Raw genomic sequence first — 24,904 nt, forward strand, 5'->3', positions numbered from 1 at the left:
AGGCGCTTCAACAACAGGCGTTTCAACTACAGGCGTTTCAACTACAGGTGTTTCAACAACTGGTGCTTCAACAACTGGCGTTTCAACTACAGGTGTTTCAGGATATCTTGCTTCAACAGGGTCTTCACTAACTTCAGTTGTTACTAATGCTGCGTTAACATCAACTGCCTGATTTTCAGCAGGTTGACGACGACGTTGTCCATTAGAGCGTAAGTGCCTAGGTGAACGACGGTTTCTAGGACGCTGTTCATCACTAGTTTTAGTCTCACTAAGCTCTGGCTGGGTAGCATCGGCTTGTGTAGTTACTGTTTCAACGGTTACCGCTTCGTCGATAGTCGCGACTACTTGAGCCTTTTCTTCTGCGGCTATTTTGCTTAACGCAGCGTTATTAACAACCGTTGAGTTTTCATCAACAATACGTACTTTTTTACTGTTGTTACGACGTTGACGACGTACTGTAGTTTTTTCTTCTTTAGGCTTAGTATTACGCTCTACTGGCGCTTTACGAGGCTGTTTATTCGGCTTGTTATCTTTATTTTCATTAATGTTGTCTTTATTGTCATTAATGACTGGCTTGATATCAGCACGATCTTCATTTTGAGTATCATTACGTTTGTCGTTACGATTAACATTTCTGTTATCGTTGCGGTTTTCGTTACGATTATTATTGTTACGACGTTGACCTTGACGACCACGTTGCGGACGACGTTCACTGTTGTTGCTTTCAGGTTTCTTTGCAGGTTCAACAACTTTAGGTGCAACTTCCTCTTCAGCAGCGAAGAGTGATTTACCCCACTTAATTAAACCATCAAATAAGCCCGCAGATGCTTTTACTGGAGCTACAGGCGCTACAGGTTTTACGGCGGTTAACGGTGCTGATTGCTTAGGTGAAGACATGCCTTGCAAGGCTGGCTCGTCACGTTTAGCGGCTTGCTTATCGAATTTAGGCATTACAGCTTCTTCAACTGAAGCTTCAGTAATGGTTCTTTCGTAGCTTGCTTCTTCAACACTCTCGTCGGTTCTTACTCTAATGACTTCATATTGTGGTGTGTCCATATGAGGATTAGGAATAATAAGAATATTAACGCCGTGATGTTTTTCGATATGAAATACTGAACGACGCTTTTCATTCAAAAGATAAGTCGCTACAGGTACAGGTACTTGAGCTTGTACATGTTGCGTATTTTCTTTAATGGCTTCTTCTTCCATTAAACGCAAAATAGACAAGGCTAATGATTCAACACTACGTACGTGTCCAGTACCATTACAACGAGGACAAACGCCTTGGCTAGTTTCACCGATAGAAGGGCGTAAACGTTGACGCGACATTTCTAATAAACCAAAACGAGAAATTCGACCTAATTGAATACGAGCTCTATCTTGTTTTACAGCATCACGCATGCGATTTTCAACTTCACGTTGATGACGCACAGGTGTCATGTCAATAAAATCAATAACCACTAAACCACCCAAATCACGTAAACGTAATTGACGAGCAACTTCTTCAGCAGCTTCTAAGTTAGTGTTAAATGCGGTCTCTTCTATATCACTACCTTTAGTTGCGCGGGCAGAGTTAACATCTATTGATGTCATTGCTTCAGTTGGGTCAATAACAATTGAGCCACCAGAAGGAAGTCTTACTTCACGCTGAAACGCAGATTCGATTTGTGTTTCAATTTGGTAATGGGTAAATAGGGGAACATCGTTCGTGTAGAGTTTTATTTTACTTAAGAAATCAGGACGAACCACTTCTATATGTTTTTTAACACTTTCGAATGTTTTCGGGCGATCAATTAATACTTCACCGATATCGCGGCGTAAATAGTCACGAATAGCACGAAGGATAACGTTAGTTTCTTGGTGAATTAGGAAGGGAGCAGGTTTAGTTTCTGCCGCTTCTGAAATGGCTTTCCAATGGTGTAAAAGAACGTTTAAATCCCAGTCTAATTCTTCATAGTCTTTACCAACACCAGCAGTGCGAACAATTAAGCCCATGCCTTTAGGTAATTCTAATTTGTTTAAAGAGGTTTTTAAATCTGTGCGTTCATCGCCTTCAATGCGACGAGAAATACCACCAGCACGAGGATTATTTGGCATTAATACCAAGTAACTACCGGCTAAACTGATGAAAGTCGTTAACGCTGCGCCTTTCTGGCCGCGTTCTTCTTTATCAATTTGAACTATAACTTCTTGGCCTTCGCGCAAGACTTCTTTGATATTTGGACGACCCTGAAAGGTATAACCTTTAGGGAAATATTCGCGTGCGATTTCTTTCATCGGTAGGAAACCATGACGTTCGGCGCCATAGTCAACAAATGCAGCTTCTAGAGACGGCTCTATACGCGTGATTTTTGCTTTATAAATATTTGATTTCTTTTGTTGATGACCAGGACTTTCGATATCTAAATCATAAAGTTGTTGACCATCGACAAGTGCTACACGTAACTCTTCCGATTGTGTAGCGTTAATTAACATACGTTTCATAGTTTTAGTGACTCATTTTAGTCACAACACTATAAGCTTCGAACACAAAGCAATTTATCGCTATGGTAACAGCAATTTGTCAGCCTCTCGGGTGTCATATTACAGCGCCATAGTGCGCTGTAAGCTGTTATTTAATCTGATTGTACTCTCAGGTGATATTCACCCAAGAAAAATTGTTTCTTCATGCGCGCAGCAAATTGTGCTGTGCTCGATATTATCAAATTGATATTTGTTGAGCAGTTTGAAATTCGGCGTTTTGGCTTACTATTCGGTTTGTTGCTCGATGGAAATTTATCTAATTTGGTTTATATCATTACAAAATAGCTTTCGTTGCGCGGGACTAAAATGTTTATGCCGTTTTTTGACTTGTTATTCAGGTCAATTCTTGCAATAGGCCGTTCGGTTAATGTGTCGTCGATAATAATTTATCGTGATAACGCACATTAATGTGGCCGCATTTTGCCTCTTACGTTTCGCTAAAAGCTTCTATTTTTTACCTTATTGTCTTAAATAAACAATAACGCCAAGATTATCCCACTTAATTGAGGCAAAAGGCAATTAAATCGCTGAGTTAATTACGCTAAAATGAAAATATATATGTTAAACTCGCTTTTATGAATGAAAATACAAAACCCCAAGTTCGATTTTATACAATCGATAGCGAAGACGCTGGTCAAAGAATAGATAACTTTTTATTAAAAACCTTAAAAGGTGTGCCGAAAAGCATGATTTATCGCCTATTAAGAAAAGGCGAGATAAGGGCTAATAAAAAACGGACTAAACCAGAATACAAAATACAAGATGAGGATCTGATTCGTGTTGCGCCCATTCGTATTTCTGAAAATACTAATGAAGTGTCTACTAAGTTAAATATTGTCGCTAATTTAGAAAAACAAATATTGTTCGAAGATGACCGTTTAATTGTTATTAACAAACCTTCCGGCATGGCAGTTCATGGTGGTAGTGGTTTAAGTTTTGGTTTAATTGAAGCCATGCGAGCTTTACGCCCCGACGCAAGAATGCTTGAACTTGTTCATCGACTCGATAGAGATACTTCAGGCTGTTTAGTTATTGCTAAAAAACGTTCAGCTTTACGTCACTTACATGAACAGTTGCGTAATAAAACGGTGCAGAAATTTTATCATGCCTTAGTTAAGGGACAATGGTCGACTAAATTAACCCGTGTAACGGAAGGCTTGAAAAAGAATGATTTAAAATCGGGTGAACGTGTCGTTGTTGTCGATAACATTAATGGTAAAGAATCAGAAACGCGTTTTAAAGTGTTAAAAAACTTTGAAAATGCCACACTCATTCGCGCCTTTCCGGTTACGGGTCGTACTCATCAAATTCGTGTGCATTGTCAAATTAAAGGTCACCCTATCGCTTGTGATTCAAAATATGGCTATGAAAACTTTGACGAAGACATGAGAAAACTAGGACTTAAGCGCTTATTTTTACATGCGGCTAGTATCGAATTTACTCATCCAAGTACCGATGAAAGAATTAAAATAGAAGCACCGTTAGAGCATTCCTTACAAAATTTACTAACAAAACTAAAGTAATTCCTCTGGCGTGATACTAAAGTAAATTTAGCTTCACGCCATTATCTTCCTTATAAACCTAAACACTTCTTAGCAAATAGACCTTAATTATTAAATGACTAAAAGAGAAAATATGCACAACTATAAATTAGTGATTTTTGACTGGGACGGCACATTAATGGACTCTGTCGATCGTATTGTTTTCTCAATGCAAGCCACAGCTGTTGCATTATCACTTGCACCACCGGGTTATCATCAAGCGAAACAAATTATCGGCTTAAGTCTACCTAAAGCAATTGCAACGTTATTTCCTCAGGCTAATGAAGAGCAGGTACAATTATTAACGGCACAATATAAGCACCAATATGTTGAAGTAAATACTACGCCAACCCCATTATTTGATCATGCGCTTGAATTATTAGTTAATTTAAAAAATGAAGATAAGTTTTTAGCGGTTGCGACAGGAAAAGCGCGAGCAGGTTTACAACGTGTTTGGTTAACGAGTGATACCGAACACTTTTTCCATGCCTCTCGATGTGCCGATGAAAGTATTTCTAAACCTGATCCAGATATGATCAATAGTTTGTTAAAAGAATTAAAGATTGAAAAGCATCAAGCGGTGATGATAGGTGATACTTCTTTTGACCTTGAAATGGCGCAAAGAGCAGGGGTTGATAGTATTGGGGTAACTTATGGTGTCCACGATGAAGACGTGCTGTCAAAGTATCAACCAAAAGCGATTGTTGGCTCATTGGCTGAACTACATCAATTATTGTTAAATAGGGCGGTTAAGGGGTAACACCTGTCGCTATTGTCATTAACTGTTTACTATTTGATTGCTTAGTCAAATAGCAAACGTTGCTGCCAGCAACTAAGCTCAGTTAACTCGGCTATTATACACACCGATTAAACGACGGGTACTATTGCTGTTTTCGTTGCTCTTGTAACACATCTAACCCCTGCGCTTTAAGTAAACTAATCAGTCTAATTAACGGTAAACCTATTAGGGTATTAGGATCATCCCCCTCAAGCTTTTCAAATAAGCAAATACCTAGTCCTTCACTTTTAAAACTCCCTGCGCAGTTATAAGGCTCTTCGGCATGCAAATAGGCAGTAATTTCTTGTGCAGAAAGTTCTTTAAAGTGTACGGTGAATAAATCAACCAACGAGAGACTTTTTCCTGTTGAACTGTCGAACACACATAAACCCGTATGAAACTCTACCGCTTTGCCGCTAAAGCTGCTCAGTTGTTTAAAGCCATTTTCAAAATTATGCGGTTTACCTAATATCTTTCCTGCAGACAAAGCCACTTGATCTGAACCAATAATCAGCGCATTCGGAAATTGACTGGCAACAGCCTTTGCTTTTTCTACGGCTAAACGTTCGACAAGTTCAATGGCTGTTTCGTTAATTAATGGTGTTTCATCGACATTAGGTTTTGCACAATCAAAAGCTAAATTTAACTTTTCTAAAATAATTTTTCGAAAAGGCGATGTAGAAGCTAAAACTAAAGTTTTCACAGGAATTACTCAAAATATAAACAGTTATACAATAATATGTGGGCTTTCTTTAATTTTTAAACAAAAATTGTTATTTTTCTTTTGACAGCAGGGGGCAAGCACATTAATATGCGCGCCTTATGCAAAATCTTAAACTCCCGATAATGATAAACCCCCGAAAGAGCGCCCAACGCAGGTTGGTGTGTGACGGCTTCTTTGAAGTGTCGGGGATGAATAGATTGCTTGAAGTGTGTACTCCATGCAATGAGCAGATGCAGGTTAATGTTAATTTTGATGTGGACGATCTCGGCTTGAATGTCATATCAGGAACAGGATCCGTATCAGTAGCATTAACTTGTCAGCGTTGTACTGAACCATTGATAATAGATTTGGATGTAGAGTTTACTCTAAGTCCTGCTAAAGATGATGAAGCCGCTGAAGCATTGCCGTCATATTATGACGCAATAGAATTAGATGAAAATGGTGAAGTTAACCTGCTAGAATTAGTGGAAGAAGAGTTATTACTCGCAATTCCGTTAATTGCAATGCATGAGCCCAGTCAATGTCAGGCATCAGTTGACAGTGTATGGGGCGAATTGCCTGAAGAGCTTGAAAAACCAAACCCATTTGATATATTACAGAAATTTAAATAAACAACTTATTTAATTAATAACGATTAACCGATTTTTAGGAGTAGCTAATGGCAGTTCAAAAGAGCAAAAAGTCTCGTTCAAGACGTGGCATGCGCCGTTCACATGACGCAGTAACAACAGAAAACTTATCAGTAGATCCAGTATCTGGTGAAACACACCGTCGTCATCATGTAACAGCTGATGGCTTTTACAAAGGTGTTCAAGTAATCAACAAGTAAGCTGATTGCTTTGAAAAGTCTAACCATAGCGTTAGATGTTATGGGGGGCGATAAAGGCCCCCTTATAACAATTCCTGCTGCCATCTTAGCAGTGAAAAACATTCCAGAACTTCATCTCATTCTTTGCGGTGATGTCGATATTATTAACGCTGAATTATCCAAACGTCAGTGTGCTAACCACCCCCAACTAACCATCTTTCCAACCACTCAAATAGTGGCTATGGACGATAAACCTATTGTTGCCTTGCGTAACAAAAAAAATTCTTCAATGCGAAAGTCACTTGACCTTGTTCATGAAAACAAAGCACAAGCCTGTGTAAGTGCTGGCAATACCGGTGCACTTTTTTCAATGGCCCATTTCGTTTTGAAAACACTTGTTGGTGTTGAACGTCCAGCATTAATTTCTTCTCTTCCTACTCATGATGAAAACAAACATGTTTTTATGCTCGATTTAGGTGCAAATGTTTTTTGTGACTCTAATGTTTTGTATCAGTTTGCTGTTATGGGCTCTGTTATGGCTGAGCAGGTCGATGGCATTAAATCGCCACGTATAGCTTTGTTGAATATGGGTGAAGAAGAAATGAAGGGCAGTGACCATATAAAACAAACCGCAGCAAAATTAGCGCAAAACAGTGACATTAATTATATCGGCTTTGTCGAAGGTAATGATATTTTCACCAACAAAGCAGATGTGATTGTTTGTGATGGCTTTGTCGGTAATGTTGCACTGAAAACCTGTGAAGGTGTTGCTCGTTTAGTCTACCAAAAAATGAATACTGTGCTGTCTCGCAACCTTTTTACCCGAATTGTTGGACGTTTATTGTCCTCAACGTTAAAAAAACTCTTTAAACCCCTGAACCCCGACCAGTATAACGGCGCAAGTCTGATAGGATTACGCGGTATTGTGGTCAAGAGTCACGGTGATGCCAGTTCAAAAGCTTTTTATATGGCGATATTAGAGGCGATAAAAGAAATTGAACGTCAAGTGCCAGAAAAAATAAAAGACAAACTTGAAAATGGTTTTGCTTGTGGTCGCAAATAAATTATTAGTATTGAGTTAACGTAAAGCGTATTTAAAGCATTATCTTTTTATCAAGAAAATAATCCATTAAGTATCATCAATACACCTTTAATTAAAACACAAATAAACATTAGGTAATAAAATGCAAAATAATTTAGCGTTTGTTTTTCCCGGCCAAGGTTCACAAACTGTTGGTATGTTAGCTGATTTTGCTGACAATGAAGTCGTACAAAATACTTTTTCAGAAGCGTCTGCTGCTTTAGGTTATAACCTTTGGCAATTAGTTGCGCAGGGTCCTGTTGAAAAGCTCAATCAAACAAACTTTACTCAACCGGCACTATTAACGGCCAGTGTTGCATTATGGCGTTTATGGTCATCACAGTCTGATTGTAAACCGGCAATGTTAGCGGGTCACAGTTTAGGGGAATATTCAGCATTAGTTTGTGCGGGTGTAATCTCTTTAACAGAAGGTGTTAAGTTAGTAGAGAAACGTGGCGAATTTATGCAAGCCTCTGTACCTGAGGGCGTCGGCGCTATGGCTGCTATTATTGGTCTTGATGACCAAGCGATTATTGATGCCTGTGAAAAAGCACAAGATAACGAAGTAGTTGCGGCTGTTAATTTTAACTCGCCAGGACAAGTCGTTATTGCCGGTCATAAAGCTGCGGTAGAACGTGCCGGTGTCTTATGTAAAGAAGCGGGCGCAAAACGCGTGCTACCTTTACCGGTAAGCGTGCCATCGCATTGCGCATTGATGAAAGATGCCGCAGACAAGCTCGCTGAAGCATTTAATAATATCACTTTTAATACACCAGAAATTCCCGTAGTAAATAATGTTGATGTTGTTGCAGAAACAGATGTTGAAGCAATAAAATTAGCCTTGATAAAGCAATTGTACAGTCCAGTACGTTGGACAGAAACGATAGAGCTACTCGCAAAAAGCGGTGTTTCACTCGTCGTAGAAGCTGGTCCAGGTAAAGTGTTACTAGGGTTAATTAAACGCATCGACAAAACAATCACCAGTGTTTCAGTTAATGATCAAGTATCATTAACTAAAGCATTAGAAACAATTAAATAGGGTAAATTATGTTTTCTTTTGAAGGAAAAGTCGTCTTAGTTACTGGCGCAAGTCGCGGTATCGGCAAAGCCATTGCAAGCCAATTTAAAGCTTTAGGTGCAACGGTATTAGGTACGGCAACATCTGCACATGGCGCTGATAACATTAGTGAATATCTAGGCGAAGGTCATGGTTTAGTGCTTAACGTTACTGACAATGATTCTATTGCCGCTATGTTTGTAGCGATCAAAGAGAATCATGGTGGCATTGATATCTTAGTCAATAATGCGGGTATTACGCGTGACAATTTATTTATGCGAATGAAAGATGATGAATGGCAAGATATTATTGATACTAATCTTTCATCTGTGTTTAAAATCAGTAAAGCGGTTATTCGCGCTATGATGAAAAAACGCAATGGTCGCATTATTAATATTGGCTCAGTAGTTGGCACTATGGGCAATGCTGGGCAAGTAAACTATGCAACCGCAAAAGCTGGATTGATTGGTTTTACAAAATCATTAGCGCGTGAGGTTGCATCTCGTGGCATAACTGTTAATACTGTGTCGCCGGGATTTATCGATACCGATATGACACAAACCTTAACAGATGAGCAAAAAGAAGGTATTTTTTCTCAAGTACCGGCAAATCGCTTAGGTAAGCCAGAAGAAATTGCTAACGCAGTTGTTTTTCTAGCTTCCGATGGTGCAGCATATATTACTGGCGAAACATTGCATGTAAACGGCGGTATGTATATGGTTTAATTAGTTGGCTTAATATTATTGAACCAACAAATTGAACAAATTTAGAGCAGTCAACAGGTTAGACCAGACGAAAATTAAAATTAGAAGCTTGCAAGCTAGGCTGTTGACGAATAAACTACACACAATTACGAAAAATTATATTTTCTAGAAAGGAAAAAAAATGAGTACTATTGAAGAACGCGTAAGAAAAATTACAGTTGAACAATTAGGTGTAAGTGAAGAAGAAGTTAAAATTAGCTCTTCTTTTGTTGACGACCTAGGTGCTGACTCTTTAGACACTGTTGAATTAGTCATGGCGTTAGAAGAAGAATTTGATACTGAAATTCCAGATGAAGAAGCTGAAAAAATCACAACTGTACAAGCAGCTGTTGATTACGTTACTGCTAACCAATAATTACAACGTTAATTATTAGTTTTTAGTTACTGGTTTTCAAGCCAGGCTTTTAAATGAGAATTTAAAGTACACATTCAGGCGGTTTTTACCGCCTGTTTTTTTATCTACGATTCATACTCGTACCACTTCAAGATGCAGGTTTCAGCAGTCGATAAAGAGTAAGCGACACAGGTTATCGTTCCACACATAACTTAAGTACTTATATCCGTATGGCCAAAACATTGATTGAAGAGAATAGTTATTCTATTGTTGAAATCAATAACGTTGCAGATAAGCTATAAAACGAGCTCATCGTTACAATACTTGGTAAGGGAATAACTACTGTCCTCGTATCGCGCCTTTTCTGACTTCCTAGCTTAATTCTGAAACTGCATCTTGAAGTGGATCGGGTATATATTGTTATTTTCTCAACATGAGAATATAACGATTTCTTTTCCTTATAAACTCTTAGCGGAGGCACATAGTCATGAGACGCGTTGTTGTTACCGGTCTTGGTATGTTAAGCCCTTTGGGCAACTGTCCTGAATCTACTTGGCAAAATTTACTGCTGGGTAAAAGTGGCATTAGTAATATTGAACATTTTGATACCTCTGTATACACCACTAAGTTTGCAGGTTTAATTAAAAACTTTAATGCAGAAGATTATATTGCACGAAAAGAAGCCAAGAAAATGGATCTTTTTATTCAATATGGTGTTGCCGCAGGTATACAGGCTTTTAAAGACTCAGGTCTTGAAATTGATGATGTAAACACCCACAGAGTTGGTGTTGCTGTTGGTGCTGGTATTGGCGGCCTAGGATTAATTGAAGAAAACGTTGAGAAAATGCTTAATGCAGGTCCTCGCAAGTTATCACCATTTTTTGTGCCTTCCACCATTATAAATATGATTTCTGGTCACTTGTCGATGATGCACGGCTTAAGAGGCCCTAATATTTCTATTGCAACTGCTTGTACAAGTGGTGTGCATAATATTGGTCATGCGGCTCGTATGATATCTTATGGCGATGCTGACGCTATGTTAGCCGGTGGAGCTGAGAAAGCTTCAACACGGACGGGTATTGGCGGTTTTGGTGCTGCACGAGCGTTATCAACGCGTAATGATGCACCAGAGCAAGCTTCACGTCCTTGGGACAAAGACCGCGACGGCTTTGTACTGGGCGATGGCGCAGGTGTTCTAGTGCTTGAAGAATTTGAACATGCAAAAGCGCGTGGTGCAAAAATTTATGCTGAGCTGGTTGGCTTTGGTATGAGTGCAGATGCTTACCATATGACCTCGCCACCTGCCAATGGCGAAGGTGGCGCGCGCGCGATGATTAATGCAATTAATGATGCAAAAGTTGACCAAAGTAAAATTGGTTATATTAATGCTCATGGTACATCAACACCCGCAGGTGATATTGCCGAAACCAACGCAGTAAAGTCGGTATTTGGCGACAATGCTTATAAACTTATGATGGGTTCTACAAAGTCAATGACGGGTCATTTGTTGGGCGCAGCAGGTGCAGTTGAAACTATTTTTACTGTGCAAGCCTTAATGAATAATGTGGTACCACCGACAATAAATTTAGATAATCCCAGCGAAGGTTGTGATTTAGATTATATTGCTCATACGGCACGTGACGCCAATTTAGAATATGCTTTATGTAATTCTTTTGGCTTTGGTGGTACGAACGGTTCATTAATCTTTAAAAAAGTTTAAGCGCAATAACCGAGAAATATCATCAACTAAACCTTGCAGTTAATTGTTTAAGCCTGAATACTAGTCATCAGTATTCAGGCTTTTCTATTTCTAATGAAACCCAATATGTATTATCAAAGTGTTAATGGTCAAGTAGAGCAACACCTTTCAATCAATAATCGCGGCTTAGCTTATGGTGACGGCGTTTTTACTACTGCGAAAGTGCTCGATGGTAAAGTTGAACAATTAGCGGCTCACATTGAACGATTAACCATGAGCTGTAAAACGCTCAATATTCCCTTGCCAGATATGAATAAAGTCATTATTGAATTAATGGCTGTAGCAGAGCGTTATACTTTGTCTGTAGCAAAAGTGATTATAACGGCAGGTGATGGCGGGCGAGGATATTCTCGACAAGGCTGCCAAACAAGTAACGTTATTATTACTTTTCACCCTTTTCCTGAACATTATGCAAACATGCAACAACAAGGTCTTCATTTGGGCGTATCTTCATTGAAGTTAGGTATTAGCTCTTTACTCTCAGGGATAAAACACCTTAATCGTCTTGAGCAGGTGCTTGTTCGCCAGGAAGTCGATAACCGAGCAGAAGATGATTTATTAGTACTAAATTATTTTGATAATATTGTTGAAGCAAGTGCGGCGAATGTCTTTTGGCTGAAAAATAATGTTTGGTACACACCAGAACTAAAAGAGTCAGGTGTCGAAGGGTTAATGCGTAATCATATCTTACAGACTACGGGTAATTATTGTAAAATTGAGATCGTTAACGTAAAACTTGCTGCGCTTGTTAATATCCAAGCGATGTTTATTTGCAACAGTGTTATGGGTATTATGCCGGTTAGACAATTTCAACATCAAAAATTAGCATTAATGCCTTGTCGTGATATGGCTAAGTTTATTGAGGATATTTGCTAAAAATGAAAAAAATTAAGATAATATTTGCTGTGTCGTTTTTCACCGTGGTGATGTTAAGCGCCTCTTTAGTTGCCTATACCTTTTATCAAATGAAACAGCCGCTCAATATTTCATCCACCCAACTATTAACCATTAAAGACGGTACCTCGTTTAGTCGATTTTCAGAACAACTGATCAAAAATGGCTGGCTCAATACGCGCTTTTGGATGCGTAATTATGTTCGACTTAAGCCCGAGTATGCGAATATAAAAGCGGGCACTTATCAAATTAATAAAGACGTTTCTGTCGAGGTTTTGTTGGCGCAATTAGTTGCCGGTAAAGAGCATCAATTTACCGTGACTTTTATTGAAGGAACAACCTTTAAGGAATGGTTAGTGCAGTTGAGTGAAACGGATAACCTAGTGCATACGCTTCAGCAAACTTCGGTGGCTGATATCGCGAGTAAACTCAATATTGAACACGTTAATCCCGAAGGGCTGTTCTACCCAGAAACTTACGCGTTTACTGCCGGTACTACCGATATAGAATTGTTAAAACGTGCTCAACAACAAATGTCCGTTGAATTAAATCTAGCGTGGCAAAATCGCGCCGAACCTTTACCTTATAAAAATAAGTATCAAGCGTTGATCATGGCATCGATAATTGAGAAAGAAAGTGGCAAAAATGCCGAGCATGGCATTATTTCATCGGTATTTTTTAACCGTTTAAACAAAAAGATGCGCCTGCAAACTGACCCAACCGTTATTTACGGTTTAGGTGAACGTTACCAAGGAGACATCAAATATCGTCACTTGCGCGAGAAAACACCGTATAATACTTACCGAATTAATGGTTTGCCACCTACACCTATCGCTATGCCTGGTAAAAGTGCCATACATGCCGCGTTAAACCCATTAACAACAGATTATTTATATTTTGTCAGTAATGGCAAAGGTCAGCATATCTTTTCAACTAATTTAAAAGATCATAATGCGGCAGTAAAAAAATATCAGTTGAACTAAAAATTGCATAAGAAGTAAAAAATGAATAAAGGTCAATTTATCGTCATTGAAGGTATTGAAGGGGCAGGAAAATCTTCAGCTATTTCAGTGGTTAAAAAAATACTCACCGAGCATGGTATTGATTTTATTAATACTCGAGAGCCGGGAGGCACTCCTTTAGCGGAGTCATTGCGCGATATCGTGAAATCTGCCGATCACCAAGAAATATTGACACAAGAAACTGAATTATTATTGATGTACGCTAGCCGCAGTCAGCTAATGGCGAATCGAATTCTTCCGGCATTAGAAAAAGGTCAATGGGTCATCGGTGACCGCCATGATTTAAGCTCAAGGGCTTATCAAGGGGGTGGCAGACAATTTAACGATGAACTTATGGACACGATTGCTCAAGTGACCTTAAAAGGCTTTAAGCCGCAGTTAACACTCTATTTAGATATATCTCCTGAGCTAGGTTTAGCAAGAGCGCAAGCTCGAGGGGCATTGGATCGTATCGAATTAGAAAAAATAGAATTCTTTCATCGTGTCCGTAATAAGTATCTTGAAATTGCGTTAGCCGATGAAACGATTAAAATTATTGATGCCAGTGCGCCTATGCCTGTTGTACATAATAATATTCGCTTAGCGGTAAACGAATTTTTAAAAAGTCATTAATGACTATCACCGTTAGCAGGAAACACTAATGCACAGTTGGTTAGAGCAACAGCAACTTTTGTTATCAAAGCAAATAACGCAAATAAAATTACCGCATGCCATCTTGATCAATGGTGTCGAAGGCGCGGGTAAAAGTGATCTTTCGCTGTGGCTTATTCATGCTTTGTCTTGTACTAAACCCCAAAACTCGCAGGGTATTATCTTACCGTGTAACGTCTGTAAGGCGTGCTTACTGCATAAAAGTCATACTTACCCAGACCATTTGCTTATTGAAAGTGGCGGAAAAAGTATTGGTGTTGATCAAGTGAGACAAGCGAGTCGTTTTTTCGAAAAAACAGCGCAAATAGGTCATTGTAAAACGACATTAATAACCGCAGCACATCATATGACTATCTCTGCGGCCAATGCCTTATTAAAAACCCTCGAAGAACCTAATGCTAATAACTATATTGTTTTATTAACCTCTGAAGTTGAAACGTTATTGCCGACCATTATTAGTCGTTGTTATGTGATTGATATTCGGCCGCCGGTTGGTGAAAAATTATTAGCTGAGCTTAAGCAATCTGGTAGCGACCCTTTTGTTAATTTGAGTCACTTAAAAGAACTCTCTGACAGTTTTGTTAATGACCAATACCAACATTTTGAGAGCTGTTTCTTTACTTTTTTGCAAAATAAAACCATTAAACGTAGTGAAATATTAAGCTTACTGGTTGATAACACCAATAGCGTTCGCTGGTTAGAAAAAGTCATGGTTAAGTTGATGCGCCAACAATATAATTGGCTAAAAGGCGACATTATCTTGAATGAGCAGGTAATATGGTCAATATATCAATTAGTTTTGTCTGCTATTAAACAACTTAAATTGTTAATGCAAGCAAACAAACAATTCATCTTTGAAAAGCTACTGGTTGACATAACAGCAGTTATAGAAGAAAAATAGAAAAATAAGTACGCGCGAATAGCAAGCAATATTAGCTCAATTCATCTTTGAAAAGCTACTGGTTGACATAACAGCAGTTATCGAAGAAAAATAAGATTATAATAACTAGCTCATAAGATAAATTTTGAGGAATAATGATGAAACAATTTAGCTTAGAATTTTTATCTGACAGAGAATTATATCAATACTATATGCCCTTTGTTAAAAATGGTGGGCTATTTGTTCGCAGTACAGAGCAATTTAATTTGGGCGATGAGGTAACACTTGAAGTCACCTTGCCTGACGCCCTAGAGCCATCAAGTGTTGTAGGCAAAGTATGCTGGTTAACGCCAACAGGTGCTCAAAATGGTACACCAGCGGGTATTGGTGTTAGTTTTGAAGAAGATAATGACAATGTACGTAATCAAATTGAAAAGTTGATAGGGCGCTTACTGAGCTCTTCAGAGCCAACATTATCAATGTAGGGTTTTGTTTTAATTAAAAAATTATTGGAGAAAGTTGTTTGTTTATAGATTCACATTGCCACTTAGATAGACTGGATTTAACCGAGTTTGATGGCGAGTTAGACAATGTTTTAAAAGCCGCCGCCGCCGCTCAAGTAGACGAGATTTTGTGTGTTAGCGTAACCTTAGCGGAATTTCCTAGCATGGTAGAAAAAACGGCTAAATATGATAATGTCTGGCTGTCGTGTGGCGCTCACCCACTAAATCAAGATGATTTAATTGACCAAGAAGAGCTTGCCCGTTTATCACAAACCGACAAAGTGATTGCGATTGGTGAAACTGGCTTAGACTATTTTTATGCCCCTGAAACTAAAGCGGTGCAACTCGATTCTTTTCGCAAGCATGTCCGTGTTGCGAATCAATTAAATAAACCGCTAATTATTCATACTCGTGATGCTCAGCAAGATACCTTAGATATTCTTCGTGAAGAAAATGCCGCAAATGTTGGTGGTATTTTACATTGCTTTACCGAAACTTGGGATATGGCAGAGCAAGCGATTGACCTTGGTTTTTATATTTCATTTTCTGGTATCGTTACCTTTAAAAATGCCAGTGAATTACGTGAAGTTGCTAAACTTGTCCCCGATGATCGATTTTTAATTGAAACAGATGCACCTTACTTAGCGCCAGTTCCTCATCGAGGAAAGCAAAATCAACCCGCTTATGTAGTCGATGTCGCTAAATTTTTAGCAAGCGTTCGTGGACAGTCAGTTGAAACGATAGCCGAGCTTTCAACGGCAAATTTCAAACGACTTTTTAAGCTAAAATAAAGGCAAAAAAGTGCCCGAAACTATTGCTAGCTCGGGCCCAAGGGAATGGCTCGTAAAGCATGAGCCGTGCGCTAATAAACACTATTTACATCGATAAAAATCAGTAAAATAAAAATGAAAAATCGCGAGCAATTGATTAATATTTACACTGTGTGATTAATTGTAGTGTAAACTTTTTTAAAAGCTAATTTAAATTTTATTTATTATAAGTTACTGATAAATAGTATTTGTTTTGTTATCTTGTATTTTACGGCTAACACCCACACCGCTAGTGTGCCGTTATTTCTCTCCACTTGTCTACAAGCGTATTTGACTGTAATTACTGCGGCTAATATGTCATGATAATTTCATTATCTATGACTAATAAGATTATCTTTGTGTTAAATCGTTTGTGGATCAGTTTCTTTTTTATTGCTTTTGGCTCGGCGCTTTATCAATGGTTTTTTCTTGATAATCTTTTAATCTTTGAAGAACTCGTGCAAGCGCTTTTTTCAATGTCAAAAGTGACCGTTGATATTGCGATTGGCTTAATTGGTATTTTAAGTTTTTGGTTAGGCATGATGAAAATTGCTGAAAACGCCGGTTTAATGGATAAGCTTGCGCGCGCTATTTCGCCGTTATTCACCCGTTTAATGCCAGGTGTCCCTAAAGGTCATCCGGCTATTGCTTCCATGACGATGAATTTATCGGCTAACTTTTTAGGTTTAGATAATGCAGCAACGCCGCTTGGCTTAAAAGCCATGCAAGATCTTCAGCAATTAAATCCGCAAAAAGATACCGCAACCAATGCGCAAATATTATTCCTGGTTTTAAATACCTCAAGCGTTACACTTTTTCCCGTTGCTGTGTTTGTTTATCGTGCTCAGCAGGGAGCTGCTAGCCCTACCGATGTTTTTGTCCCTATTATATTGGCAACATTTGCTTCAACTTTCGCTGGCTTATTAGCGGTAGCCACAGTGCAAAAAATTAAGCTGTATAACTCCATTATTTTACTCTATTTATCTGCAGCGATTGCTTTAGTAGGAGGTTTAGTGGTGTATTTCTCGATGCTGACCTCACAAGCACTTGCCGAACAGTCGTCATTTTTAGGCAATTTTTTAATTTTTTCGACCTTAATTATTTTTATTTTGGCAGCGGTTAGAAAAAAGGTCGATGTATACGACAGCTTTATAGAAGGGGCTAAAGAAGGTTTCGACACCAGTATTAAACTTATTCCTTATTTACTGGCGATGTTGGTCGCTATTGGCGTCTTTCGTGCAAGTGGCGCATTAACACTAATTGTCGACAGTTTTAGAGAGTTAGTGATGTTTTTAGGATTTGACACCCGCTTTGTTGATGCGATGCCTACGGCGTTAATGCAACCGTTAAGTGGCTCTGGTGCCAGAGCTATGATGATTGAAACGATGAAAACCCATGGTGCCGATTCTTTTGCCGGTCGATTAGCATCAATTTTTCAAGGATCAACAGAAACAACTTTTTATGTACTAGCCGTTTATTTTGGCTCTGTGGGTATTCGATATAGTCGACATGCCATTGCCTGTGGCTTACTTGCTGATTTAGCTGGGATTACTGCTGCAATAGCGGTTTGCTATTGGTTTTTTGGTTAACCCCCTCAGCGCCTACACCTAATTTAACGAGTGAATTGTCGACAATTATACTTTGGTCTACTTGACTTTTAAGCTGTGTGCTTTAGTATGATTTTTAAAATCGGTAAATGTCGACAATTACCTCATTAAGACAATTATGGCGCTAGCATACTTATGGCATTAGACAATCCAACCTTACAAGAACCAGTGACTACTGCAGACAAAGTTTTCTATGCCATACTTCATGCGATTGTTGATGGAAAAATAGCCGCAGGCAGTAAAATTAGTGAGCCCGGGTTAGCTAAGCAATATGAAATCAGTCGTTCTACTTTGCGAGAAGCCCTCAATCGTTTAGAAAAATGTCATTTAATTGAGCGTAAAGCCAATGTTGGCTCAAGAGTTGTTGATTGCACCATCGAAGGCTTATTAGAAATATACGTGGTTCGTGAAGCGCTTGAAGGCATGGCTTGTCGAGAAGCGGCAATTAACATGAGCGATGATGAAATAGCCGAAATGCAAGATATGCTCGCTCAACACGCCAACTCACAAGACCTTATTGATGGTGTTGCTTATTATCAAGAAGAGGGCGACTTAGACTTTCACTATAAAGTGATATTAGGTAGCCATAATCAACAATTAATCAATATTCTTTGCGGGCAGCTCTACCACTTAGTGCGTATGTACCGTATTCAATTTGGCATGCATAGCCCACGCGCAACCCGTGCCTTTGAAGAACATTCACATATTATCCAAGCGATTTGTGACCGAGATGGCGAACTTGCTGAAATTTTGATGAGACGTCATATTGCCGCATCAAGAAAAAATATCGAAAAGAAAATAGCGCTACAAAATAGCGCGACACAATAAATAAAAGTAAAGCTGACCAGTGGCTTTAACAAATAGCACAACAATTATTTAACAAAAACTAAGAGGAAACCCTATGTCTACGCAACTTTCACCTGGCGCTAAATTCCGTCAAGCACTAGTAAACAATAAACCTTTACAAGTAGTGGGTACTATCAACGCTTATTGCGCGATGATGGCTGAGCAATTAGGTCACCAAGCTATTTACCTTTCAGGTGGTGGTGTTGCCAATGCTTCATATGGTTTACCAGATTTAGGTATGACGTCATTAAATGATGTTATTGCTGACGTACAACGTATTACTGCTGCTTCAAGTTTGCCTTTGCTGGTTGATATAGATACCGGTTGGGGTGGCGCGTTTAATATCGCTAAAACTATTCGCGATATGGAAAAAGCAGGGGCAGCCGCGGTTCACCTTGAAGACCAGGTGGCACAGAAACGTTGTGGACATCGTCCAAATAAAGAAATTGTTTCAACCCAAGAAATGGTTGACCGTATTAAAGCCGCTGTAGATGCACGTATTGATAAAGACTTCTTTATCATGGCTCGTACTGATGCTTTTGCTCAAGAAGGCTTAGAAGCGGCACTTGAAAGAGCTAAAGCTTATGTGGCAGCGGGAGCCGATGGTATTTTCGCCGAAGCAGTTAAAACAGAAGAACATTATCGCGCTTTTACCGAAGCGTTAGATGTACCAGTGCTCGCTAATATTACCGAATTTGGTCAAACCGAATTGTGGAACAAAGCGCAACTAGGTGAGTGGGGTTGTGCGATGGTACTTTACCCATTATCAGCATTTCGTGCGATGAATAAAGCGGCTGAGTCGGTTTACAAAACCTTACTTGATGATGGTGACCAAAAAGCTGAAATCGACAATATGCAAACGCGGATGGATTTATACGATTACTTGGGTTACCACGACTACGAGCAAAAGCTTGATGCTTTGTTCACCGAAGGCAAAAATAAGTAACAGATATTATAATAAAATAAAACTAAGTTAGCAGCGATACAAGCGACTAACCCAACAAAAGAATATGAGGAAAATAGTATGTCAGATGTAAAAGTAGCAGATAAAAAAATTGGTGGCGCAGGCTTACGTGGTCAAAGTGCGGGTGAAACTTCGCTTTGTACCGTTGGTGAGTCAGGCTCAGGTTTAACCTATTGTGGTTATGATATTGCTGATTTAGCTGAAAACAGTACCTTTGAAGAAGTTGCTTATTTACTCTTTCATGGTGAACTCCCTAATGAAAAAGAACTCGCCACTTATAAAGCTGAGTTGTTTGCCATGCGCGACTTACCGCAAGCATTAAAAGCGGTATTAAAACTGATCCCAAAAGAAACTCATCCAATGGATGTTATGCGCACCGGTTGTTCATTCTTAGGTAATTTAGAGCCAGAAAATGATTTTAGCGAGCAAAATCAAGCCGCCAATCGCTTATTAGCCGCATTTCCTGCCATTATGTGTTACTGGTATAAATTCTCCCATGACGGTGTAGAAATTGACTGTACTTCAACCGAAGACTCTTTAGGCGGACATTTCTTGCGCTTACTCAATGGTGAAAGCCCATCAGCACAGCATCAACGTGTTATGGACGTATCATTAATTTTATATGCAGAACATGAGTTTAATGCTTCAACCTTCACGGCGCGTGTATGTGCTTCAACCTTGTCTGATATGTTTTCATGTGTCACCGGTGCTATTGGCACATTACGTGGTCCACTTCATGGTGGTGCTAACGAAGCCGCAATGGATATGATTGAATCATTCTCATCGCCAAGCGACGCTAAAGAAAAAATGGCGGGTATGCTTGAACGTAAAGAAAAAATTATGGGCTTTGGTCACGCAATTTACCGTACTTCAGACCCACGTAATGTCATTATTAAAGCATGGTCTGAAAAGTTAGCGGCTGAAAATGGGGATACGTCACTTTACGATATTTCAGTAGCCTGTGAAGAATTCATGTGGGATACCAAAAAGTTATTCTGTAACGCTGATTTTTTCCATGCTTCAACGTACAGCTACATGGGTATTCCCACTAAATTGTTTACCCCTATTTTTGTCTGTTCACGCGTAACAGGTTGGTCTGCTCACATTATGGAGCAACGTTCAAATAACCGTATTATTCGTCCAAGTGCTGACTACAAAGGCGCTAAGCCGAGAACGGTTCCACCTATCAGCGAAAGGTAATGACTATGAATTATGAACATCGCAAACCGCTGCCCGGTTATAAAATTGGCGGCATCAATATAGATTATTTTGATACTCGAGGGGCGGTTGAAGCAATAAGCGCCGGTAGTTACGCAAAACTACCTTATACCTCACGCGTATTAGCTGAACAATTGGTACGCCGTTGTTCACCTGAAACCTTAACAGATTCACTTAAGCAATTAATTGAGCGTAAGCAAGATCTTGATTTTCCATGGTATCCGGCACGTGTTGTTTGTCATGATATTTTAGGTCAAACGGCTTTGGTTGATTTAGCGGGTCTGCGTGATGCCATTGCCGAGCAAGGTGGTGATCCTTCAAAAGTAAACCCGGTTGTACCGACGCAATTAATTGTTGATCATTCTGTTGCTGTTGAACATGCTGGTTTTGAAAGTGATGCGTTTGAAAAAAACCGTGCCATTGAAGACCGCCGCAACGAAGACCGTTTCCATTTTATTGAATGGACCAAAACAGCGTTTAAAAATGTTGATGTTATTCCTGCGGGTAATGGCATTATGCATCAAATCAATTTGGAAAAAATGTCACCGGTTATTCAACTCCGTGACGGTGTTGCTTTTCCTGATACTTGTGTTGGCACCGACAGCCATACCCCACATATCGATTGCTTAGGTGTTATAGCTATTGGTGTCGGTGGTTTAGAAGCTGAAACTGTCATGTTAGGTCGCCCGTCGATGATGCGCTTACCTGATATTATTGGCGTAAAACTGGTAGGTAAACGCCAACCGGGTATTACAGCTACTGATTTGGTTTTAGCTATTACTGAATTTTTGCGTAATCAAAAAGTGGTATCAAGTTACTTAGAATTCTTTGGTGAAGGTACCAAAGGTTTAACTATAGGTGACCGCGCTACTATTTCGAACATGACACCAGAATATGGCGCTTCAGCAGGAATGTTTTATATTGATCAACAAACCATTGATTATTTAAAACTGACCGGCCGTGAGCCAGAGCAAGTTGAACTGGTAGAAACCTATGCTAAACATACCGGTTTATGGGCTGATGACTTAGCTGACGTTGAATATGACCGCGTTATCGAGTTTGATTTATCATCAGTTGGTCGTAATATGGCTGGCCCGTCTAATCCGCACAGTCGTTTACCGACCAGCGAATTGTCGTCAAAAGGCATAGCGAAGGACCTTGATGCCTGTAAAGCACAAGAAAAAGCCGGAGAAATGCCAGACGGCGCGGTTATTATTGCCGCTATAACCAGTTGTACTAATACCTCGAACCCTCGCAACGTTGTGGCGGCAGGCTTAGTGGCTAAACGCGCTAACGAGCTTGGCTTATTGCGCAAGCCTTGGGTTAAATCATCTTTTGCACCAGGTTCAAAAGTCGCGAAACTTTATTTAGAAGAAGCCGGTTTATTATCTGAAATGGAAAAAATGGGTTTTGGTATTGTCGGTTACGCTTGTACAACTTGTAACGGCATGTCGGGCGCGTTAGATCCAAAAATTCAACAAGAAATTATCGACCGTGATCTTTATTCAACGGCGGTTTTATCGGGTAATCGTAACTTTGACGGACGTATTCATCCGTATGCTAAACAAGCCTTTTTAGCCTCACCACCGTTAGTAGTTGCTTATGCTATTGCCGGTACGATGCGTTTCGATATTGAAAAAGATGTACTCGGACAAGATCAACAAGGTAATGATATTACCTTAAAAGATATTTGGCCAACTGACGAAGCCATAGATGCGATAGTTGCAAGCTGTGTTAAGCCAGAGCAGTTCAAGAAAATTTATACGCCGATGTTTGATTTAGGCGCTTTTGAACCGGCTGAATCTCCGCTTTACGATTGGCGAGAAATGAGCACCTACATTCGTCGTCCACCTTATTGGGAAGGCGCCTTAGCGGGTGAACGTACCATGAAAGGTATGCGTCCGTTAGCAGTTTTAGGTGACAACATCACCACAGATCATTTATCACCCTCAAATGCTATTCAACTCGATAGTGCTGCAGGGGCTTATTTAGATAAAATGGGCTTACCTGAAGTAGACTTTAACTCTTATGCAACGCATCGCGGCGATCATTTAACCGCGCAACGAGCAACTTTTGCTAACCCTAAATTGTTAAATGAAATGTGTCGTGATGACAAGGGTGACATTAAACAAGGTTCACTGGCGCGTATAGAGCCAGAGGGCACAGAGTCACGTATGTGGGAAGCGATTGAAACCTACATGGAGCGTAAGCAACCGTTAATTATCGTTGCTGGCGCTGACTATGGTCAAGGTTCATCACGTGATTGGGCGGCTAAAGGTGTTCGTTTAGCCGGCGTTGAAGTGATCGTTGCCGAAGGTTTTGAGCGTATTCATCGTACTAACTTAGTGGGCATGGGTGTTTTACCTTTGCAGTTTGTTAATAACGAAACACGCCATACCTACAATATTGATGGTACCGAAACATTTGATGTTGCAGGTAACGGTGAAATGTCACCGGGCGCTGAAATGAACGTGTTAATGACCCGTACCAACGGCGAATTATTAACGATACCAGTTAAGTGTCGTTTAGATACCGCCGAAGAAGTGTCAGTTTACAATGCGGGTGGCGTATTGCAAAAGTTTGCGAATGACTTCTTGGAGTCTAATAGATAATTGATTTTTAATGTTTTATCTAGGTTTAAAGTGCTCATTGACCTTAGTCAACTGCGCATTGGCATTGATAAAACACTTCTTATAAAAATCAACTCGGTGTAATTTTAATTAAAGCAGCAATTTAGGTAACTAATTTGCTGCTTTTTATTAGTGACAAAATCGTAAAGCAAAAAGCTTTTTAGTAAAGATAATGGCAGCAGCATAGACCGCTATGTGACATCATTCAACCTAGCTAAAGCGTCTTTTGAGAAGCGAAAAATATTGAAGGAAAACTGATGATTCATACTCCCCAAGTACACATACCTCAAGTAAAGATTCCTGCTACTTATATGCGTGGCGGCACTTCAAAAGGTGTGTTTTTTAATTTAACTGATTTACCTGAACGTTGTCAGGTTGCCGGCGAAGCACGCGATAATATGCTGCTACGCGTTATTGGTAGTCCAGATCCTTACGGCAAACAAACCGATGGTATGGGCGGCGCAACCTCAAGCACCAGCAAAACCGTTATCTTAGCAAAATCAAACCAAGCCGATCACGATGTAGATTATTTATTTGGCCAAGTGGCTATCGATAAAGCGTTTGTTGATTGGAGTGGTAACTGCGGTAACTTAACCGCTGCAGTTGGCTCATTTGCGATTAATTCTGGCCTTGTTGATGCAACGCGTATTCCTGAAAACGGTATTTGTACCGTACGTATTTGGCAAAAAAACATCTCGAAAACGATTATTGCTCAAGTACCTATCACCAACGGTGAAGTACAAGAAACAGGAGATTTCGAGCTCGACGGGGTTACTTTCCCTGCGGCAGAAGTACCGGTTGAATTTATCGCGCCCGTTGATCCATCAGAGGCGATGTTTCCAACGGGGAATATTGTTGATGACCTAGAGGTACCCGGTGTTGGCGTTTTTAAAGCAACCATGATCACCGCAGGTATCCCAACCATCTTTTTAAATGCAGATGAAATTGGTTATACCGGCACCGAGTTACAAGAAGCCATTAATGGCGACCCTGCAGCACTAGAACGCTTTGAAACGATTCGTGCTTATGGCGCGATTAAAATGGGCTTAATTACTGAACTTTCAGAAGCCGAGGCTCGCCAACATACGCCCAAAGTTGCTTTTGTTGCACCAGCAAAAGATTATGTTACCTCAAGTGGTAAAGCTGTTTTAGCAAGCGATATTGACTTACACGTTCGCGCATTGTCTATGGGTAAATTACACCATGCGATGATGGGCACAGCTGCAGTGGCTATTGGCGCAGCAGCCGCTATTCCTGGTACCTTAGTTGCTCTTGCTACTGGTAATGCTGCAGGTGAAGGATCAGAATCTGTGACTTTTGGTCATCCATCAGGCACGCTTAAAGTAGGAGCACAAGCCAGTGAAGTTAATGGCGCTTGGATTGTTGATAAAGCCGTAATGAGCCGAAGTGCTCGGGTATTAATGGAAGGTTGGGTACGTATTCCTGGCGATTCATTTTAATTTCTAATTAAAACTTAAAAAAAAGCCCTGCAAGCAGGGCTTAGACATTTC

At 39.8% G+C, this 24,904-nt stretch carries 23 protein-coding genes; 21 read left to right on the top strand and 2 right to left on the bottom strand.

What is annotated here, in order from left to right; genetic code table 11:
* The coding region (gene rne / locus H4J62_RS08255; protein WP_182231324.1) for a ribonuclease E at nucleotides 1-2,484 on the bottom strand (2,484 nt) is incomplete at its 3' end.
* A 614-nt stretch (nucleotides 2,485-3,098) separates the two neighbouring features.
* Here rne and rluC point away from each other — a divergent pair.
* Nucleotides 3,099-4,046, top strand: a complete 948-nt coding sequence (gene rluC, locus H4J62_RS08260) for a 23S rRNA pseudouridine(955/2504/2580) synthase RluC (RefSeq protein ID WP_070376494.1) — start codon at nucleotides 3,099-3,101, stop codon at nucleotides 4,044-4,046.
* A 112-nt stretch (nucleotides 4,047-4,158) separates the two neighbouring features.
* Nucleotides 4,159-4,824, top strand: a complete 666-nt coding sequence (locus H4J62_RS08265; RefSeq protein ID WP_182216873.1) for an HAD-IA family hydrolase — start codon at nucleotides 4,159-4,161, stop codon at nucleotides 4,822-4,824.
* Nucleotides 4,825-4,945: 121 nt separating this feature from the next.
* On the opposite strand, the gene H4J62_RS08270 is transcribed toward H4J62_RS08265, so the two are convergent.
* Nucleotides 4,946-5,545, bottom strand: coding sequence for a nucleoside triphosphate pyrophosphatase (locus H4J62_RS08270; RefSeq protein WP_070376496.1), 600 nt, complete (start codon nucleotides 5,543-5,545; stop codon nucleotides 4,946-4,948).
* A 119-nt stretch (nucleotides 5,546-5,664) separates the two neighbouring features.
* On the opposite strand from H4J62_RS08270, the gene yceD reads away from it, so the two are divergent.
* From yceD to prpF, 19 genes are all read left to right on the top strand, one after another.
* On the top strand, nucleotides 5,665-6,177 hold the full coding sequence (gene yceD, locus H4J62_RS08275; RefSeq protein WP_070376497.1) for a 23S rRNA accumulation protein YceD: 513 nt from the start codon (nucleotides 5,665-5,667) through the stop codon (nucleotides 6,175-6,177).
* A gap of 47 nt (nucleotides 6,178-6,224) precedes the next feature.
* Nucleotides 6,225-6,395: a 50S ribosomal protein L32 gene (gene rpmF, locus H4J62_RS08280; RefSeq protein ID WP_070376498.1), complete on the top strand. Its 171-nt coding sequence runs from the start codon at nucleotides 6,225-6,227 to the stop codon at nucleotides 6,393-6,395.
* A 40-nt stretch (nucleotides 6,396-6,435) separates the two neighbouring features.
* Nucleotides 6,436-7,437, top strand: coding sequence for a phosphate acyltransferase PlsX (gene plsX / locus H4J62_RS08285; RefSeq protein ID WP_070377233.1), 1,002 nt, complete (start codon nucleotides 6,436-6,438; stop codon nucleotides 7,435-7,437).
* A 121-nt stretch (nucleotides 7,438-7,558) separates the two neighbouring features.
* Nucleotides 7,559-8,494, top strand: coding sequence for an ACP S-malonyltransferase (gene fabD, locus H4J62_RS08290; RefSeq protein ID WP_182216871.1), 936 nt, complete (start codon nucleotides 7,559-7,561; stop codon nucleotides 8,492-8,494).
* A gap of 8 nt (nucleotides 8,495-8,502) precedes the next feature.
* Complete coding sequence (gene fabG, locus H4J62_RS08295; protein ID WP_070376500.1) at nucleotides 8,503-9,237, top strand: 3-oxoacyl-ACP reductase FabG; 735 nt, start codon at nucleotides 8,503-8,505, stop codon at nucleotides 9,235-9,237.
* A gap of 160 nt (nucleotides 9,238-9,397) precedes the next feature.
* The gene (gene acpP, locus H4J62_RS08300; protein ID WP_070376501.1) at nucleotides 9,398-9,631 is read left to right on the top strand and encodes an acyl carrier protein; all 234 of its coding nucleotides are present in this window, start codon (nucleotides 9,398-9,400) and stop codon (nucleotides 9,629-9,631) included.
* Nucleotides 9,632-10,091: 460 nt separating this feature from the next.
* Complete coding sequence (gene fabF / locus H4J62_RS08305) at nucleotides 10,092-11,330, top strand: beta-ketoacyl-ACP synthase II (RefSeq protein WP_182216877.1); 1,239 nt, start codon at nucleotides 10,092-10,094, stop codon at nucleotides 11,328-11,330.
* A 105-nt stretch (nucleotides 11,331-11,435) separates the two neighbouring features.
* On the top strand, nucleotides 11,436-12,245 hold the full coding sequence (pabC, locus tag H4J62_RS08310; RefSeq protein ID WP_182231325.1) for an aminodeoxychorismate lyase: 810 nt from the start codon (nucleotides 11,436-11,438) through the stop codon (nucleotides 12,243-12,245).
* Between the two features lie 2 nt (nucleotides 12,246-12,247).
* Nucleotides 12,248-13,246 carry an endolytic transglycosylase MltG gene (mltG, locus tag H4J62_RS08315; RefSeq protein WP_182216867.1) on the top strand — a complete coding sequence of 333 codons (999 nt, stop codon included), beginning with the start codon at nucleotides 12,248-12,250 and terminating at the stop codon, nucleotides 13,244-13,246.
* Between the two features lie 21 nt (nucleotides 13,247-13,267).
* On the top strand, nucleotides 13,268-13,897 hold the full coding sequence (gene tmk, locus H4J62_RS08320) for a dTMP kinase (RefSeq protein WP_070376504.1): 630 nt from the start codon (nucleotides 13,268-13,270) through the stop codon (nucleotides 13,895-13,897).
* A 28-nt stretch (nucleotides 13,898-13,925) separates the two neighbouring features.
* Nucleotides 13,926-14,837: a DNA polymerase III subunit delta' gene (locus H4J62_RS08325; RefSeq protein WP_182216865.1), complete on the top strand. Its 912-nt coding sequence runs from the start codon at nucleotides 13,926-13,928 to the stop codon at nucleotides 14,835-14,837.
* A gap of 137 nt (nucleotides 14,838-14,974) precedes the next feature.
* Nucleotides 14,975-15,301, top strand: coding sequence for a PilZ domain-containing protein (locus tag H4J62_RS08330; protein WP_182216863.1), 327 nt, complete (start codon nucleotides 14,975-14,977; stop codon nucleotides 15,299-15,301).
* 38 nt (nucleotides 15,302-15,339) lie between these two features.
* Complete coding sequence (locus H4J62_RS08335; RefSeq protein WP_070376507.1) at nucleotides 15,340-16,110, top strand: TatD family hydrolase; 771 nt, start codon at nucleotides 15,340-15,342, stop codon at nucleotides 16,108-16,110.
* Between the two features lie 377 nt (nucleotides 16,111-16,487).
* On the top strand, nucleotides 16,488-17,717 hold the full coding sequence (locus H4J62_RS08340; RefSeq protein WP_182216861.1) for a nucleoside recognition domain-containing protein: 1,230 nt from the start codon (nucleotides 16,488-16,490) through the stop codon (nucleotides 17,715-17,717).
* Between the two features lie 153 nt (nucleotides 17,718-17,870).
* A complete protein-coding gene (locus H4J62_RS08345) occupies nucleotides 17,871-18,563 on the top strand; it encodes a GntR family transcriptional regulator (protein ID WP_182169907.1) in 693 nt (230 codons plus the stop codon).
* Nucleotides 18,564-18,636: 73 nt separating this feature from the next.
* Entirely contained in the window at nucleotides 18,637-19,527 is an 891-nt protein-coding gene (gene prpB, locus H4J62_RS08350; RefSeq protein WP_070376509.1) for a methylisocitrate lyase, read from the top strand.
* Between the two features lie 78 nt (nucleotides 19,528-19,605).
* Nucleotides 19,606-20,745: a 2-methylcitrate synthase gene (gene prpC, locus H4J62_RS08355; RefSeq protein WP_182169913.1), complete on the top strand. Its 1,140-nt coding sequence runs from the start codon at nucleotides 19,606-19,608 to the stop codon at nucleotides 20,743-20,745.
* A 5-nt stretch (nucleotides 20,746-20,750) separates the two neighbouring features.
* Entirely contained in the window at nucleotides 20,751-23,375 is a 2,625-nt protein-coding gene (gene acnD / locus H4J62_RS08360; RefSeq protein ID WP_070376511.1) for a Fe/S-dependent 2-methylisocitrate dehydratase AcnD, read from the top strand.
* A gap of 275 nt (nucleotides 23,376-23,650) precedes the next feature.
* Nucleotides 23,651-24,853 (top strand): 2-methylaconitate cis-trans isomerase PrpF, encoded by a 1,203-nt coding sequence (gene prpF / locus H4J62_RS08365; RefSeq protein WP_182216859.1) that lies wholly within the window; start codon nucleotides 23,651-23,653, stop codon nucleotides 24,851-24,853.
* Nucleotides 24,854-24,904: the final 51 nt, after the last annotated feature.

This window comes from Colwellia sp. BRX8-5, assembly GCF_014077325.1.
In the GTDB taxonomy this organism is placed as follows: domain Bacteria; phylum Pseudomonadota; class Gammaproteobacteria; order Enterobacterales; family Alteromonadaceae; genus Colwellia_A.

What these genes read in the sequence shown, in the direction of transcription:
- rluC (WP_070376494.1), top strand. Translation starts at nt 3,099, where the DNA reads ATGAATGAAAATACAAAACCCCAAGTTCGATTTTATACAATCGATAGC.
- H4J62_RS08265 (WP_182216873.1), top strand. Translation starts at nt 4,159, where the DNA reads ATGCACAACTATAAATTAGTGATTTTTGACTGGGACGGCACATTAATG.
- yceD (WP_070376497.1), top strand. Translation starts at nt 5,665, where the DNA reads ATGCAAAATCTTAAACTCCCGATAATGATAAACCCCCGAAAGAGCGCC.
- rpmF (WP_070376498.1), top strand. Translation starts at nt 6,225, where the DNA reads ATGGCAGTTCAAAAGAGCAAAAAGTCTCGTTCAAGACGTGGCATGCGC.
- plsX (WP_070377233.1), top strand. Translation starts at nt 6,436, where the DNA reads ATGGGGGGCGATAAAGGCCCCCTTATAACAATTCCTGCTGCCATCTTA.
- fabD (WP_182216871.1), top strand. Translation starts at nt 7,559, where the DNA reads ATGCAAAATAATTTAGCGTTTGTTTTTCCCGGCCAAGGTTCACAAACT.
- fabG (WP_070376500.1), top strand. Translation starts at nt 8,503, where the DNA reads ATGTTTTCTTTTGAAGGAAAAGTCGTCTTAGTTACTGGCGCAAGTCGC.
- acpP (WP_070376501.1), top strand. Translation starts at nt 9,398, where the DNA reads ATGAGTACTATTGAAGAACGCGTAAGAAAAATTACAGTTGAACAATTA.
- pabC (WP_182231325.1), top strand. Translation starts at nt 11,436, where the DNA reads ATGTATTATCAAAGTGTTAATGGTCAAGTAGAGCAACACCTTTCAATC.
- mltG (WP_182216867.1), top strand. Translation starts at nt 12,248, where the DNA reads ATGAAAAAAATTAAGATAATATTTGCTGTGTCGTTTTTCACCGTGGTG.
- tmk (WP_070376504.1), top strand. Translation starts at nt 13,268, where the DNA reads ATGAATAAAGGTCAATTTATCGTCATTGAAGGTATTGAAGGGGCAGGA.
- H4J62_RS08325 (WP_182216865.1), top strand. Translation starts at nt 13,926, where the DNA reads ATGCACAGTTGGTTAGAGCAACAGCAACTTTTGTTATCAAAGCAAATA.
- H4J62_RS08330 (WP_182216863.1), top strand. Translation starts at nt 14,975, where the DNA reads ATGAAACAATTTAGCTTAGAATTTTTATCTGACAGAGAATTATATCAA.
- H4J62_RS08345 (WP_182169907.1), top strand. Translation starts at nt 17,871, where the DNA reads ATGGCATTAGACAATCCAACCTTACAAGAACCAGTGACTACTGCAGAC.
- prpB (WP_070376509.1), top strand. Translation starts at nt 18,637, where the DNA reads ATGTCTACGCAACTTTCACCTGGCGCTAAATTCCGTCAAGCACTAGTA.
- prpC (WP_182169913.1), top strand. Translation starts at nt 19,606, where the DNA reads ATGTCAGATGTAAAAGTAGCAGATAAAAAAATTGGTGGCGCAGGCTTA.
- acnD (WP_070376511.1), top strand. Translation starts at nt 20,751, where the DNA reads ATGAATTATGAACATCGCAAACCGCTGCCCGGTTATAAAATTGGCGGC.
- prpF (WP_182216859.1), top strand. Translation starts at nt 23,651, where the DNA reads ATGATTCATACTCCCCAAGTACACATACCTCAAGTAAAGATTCCTGCT.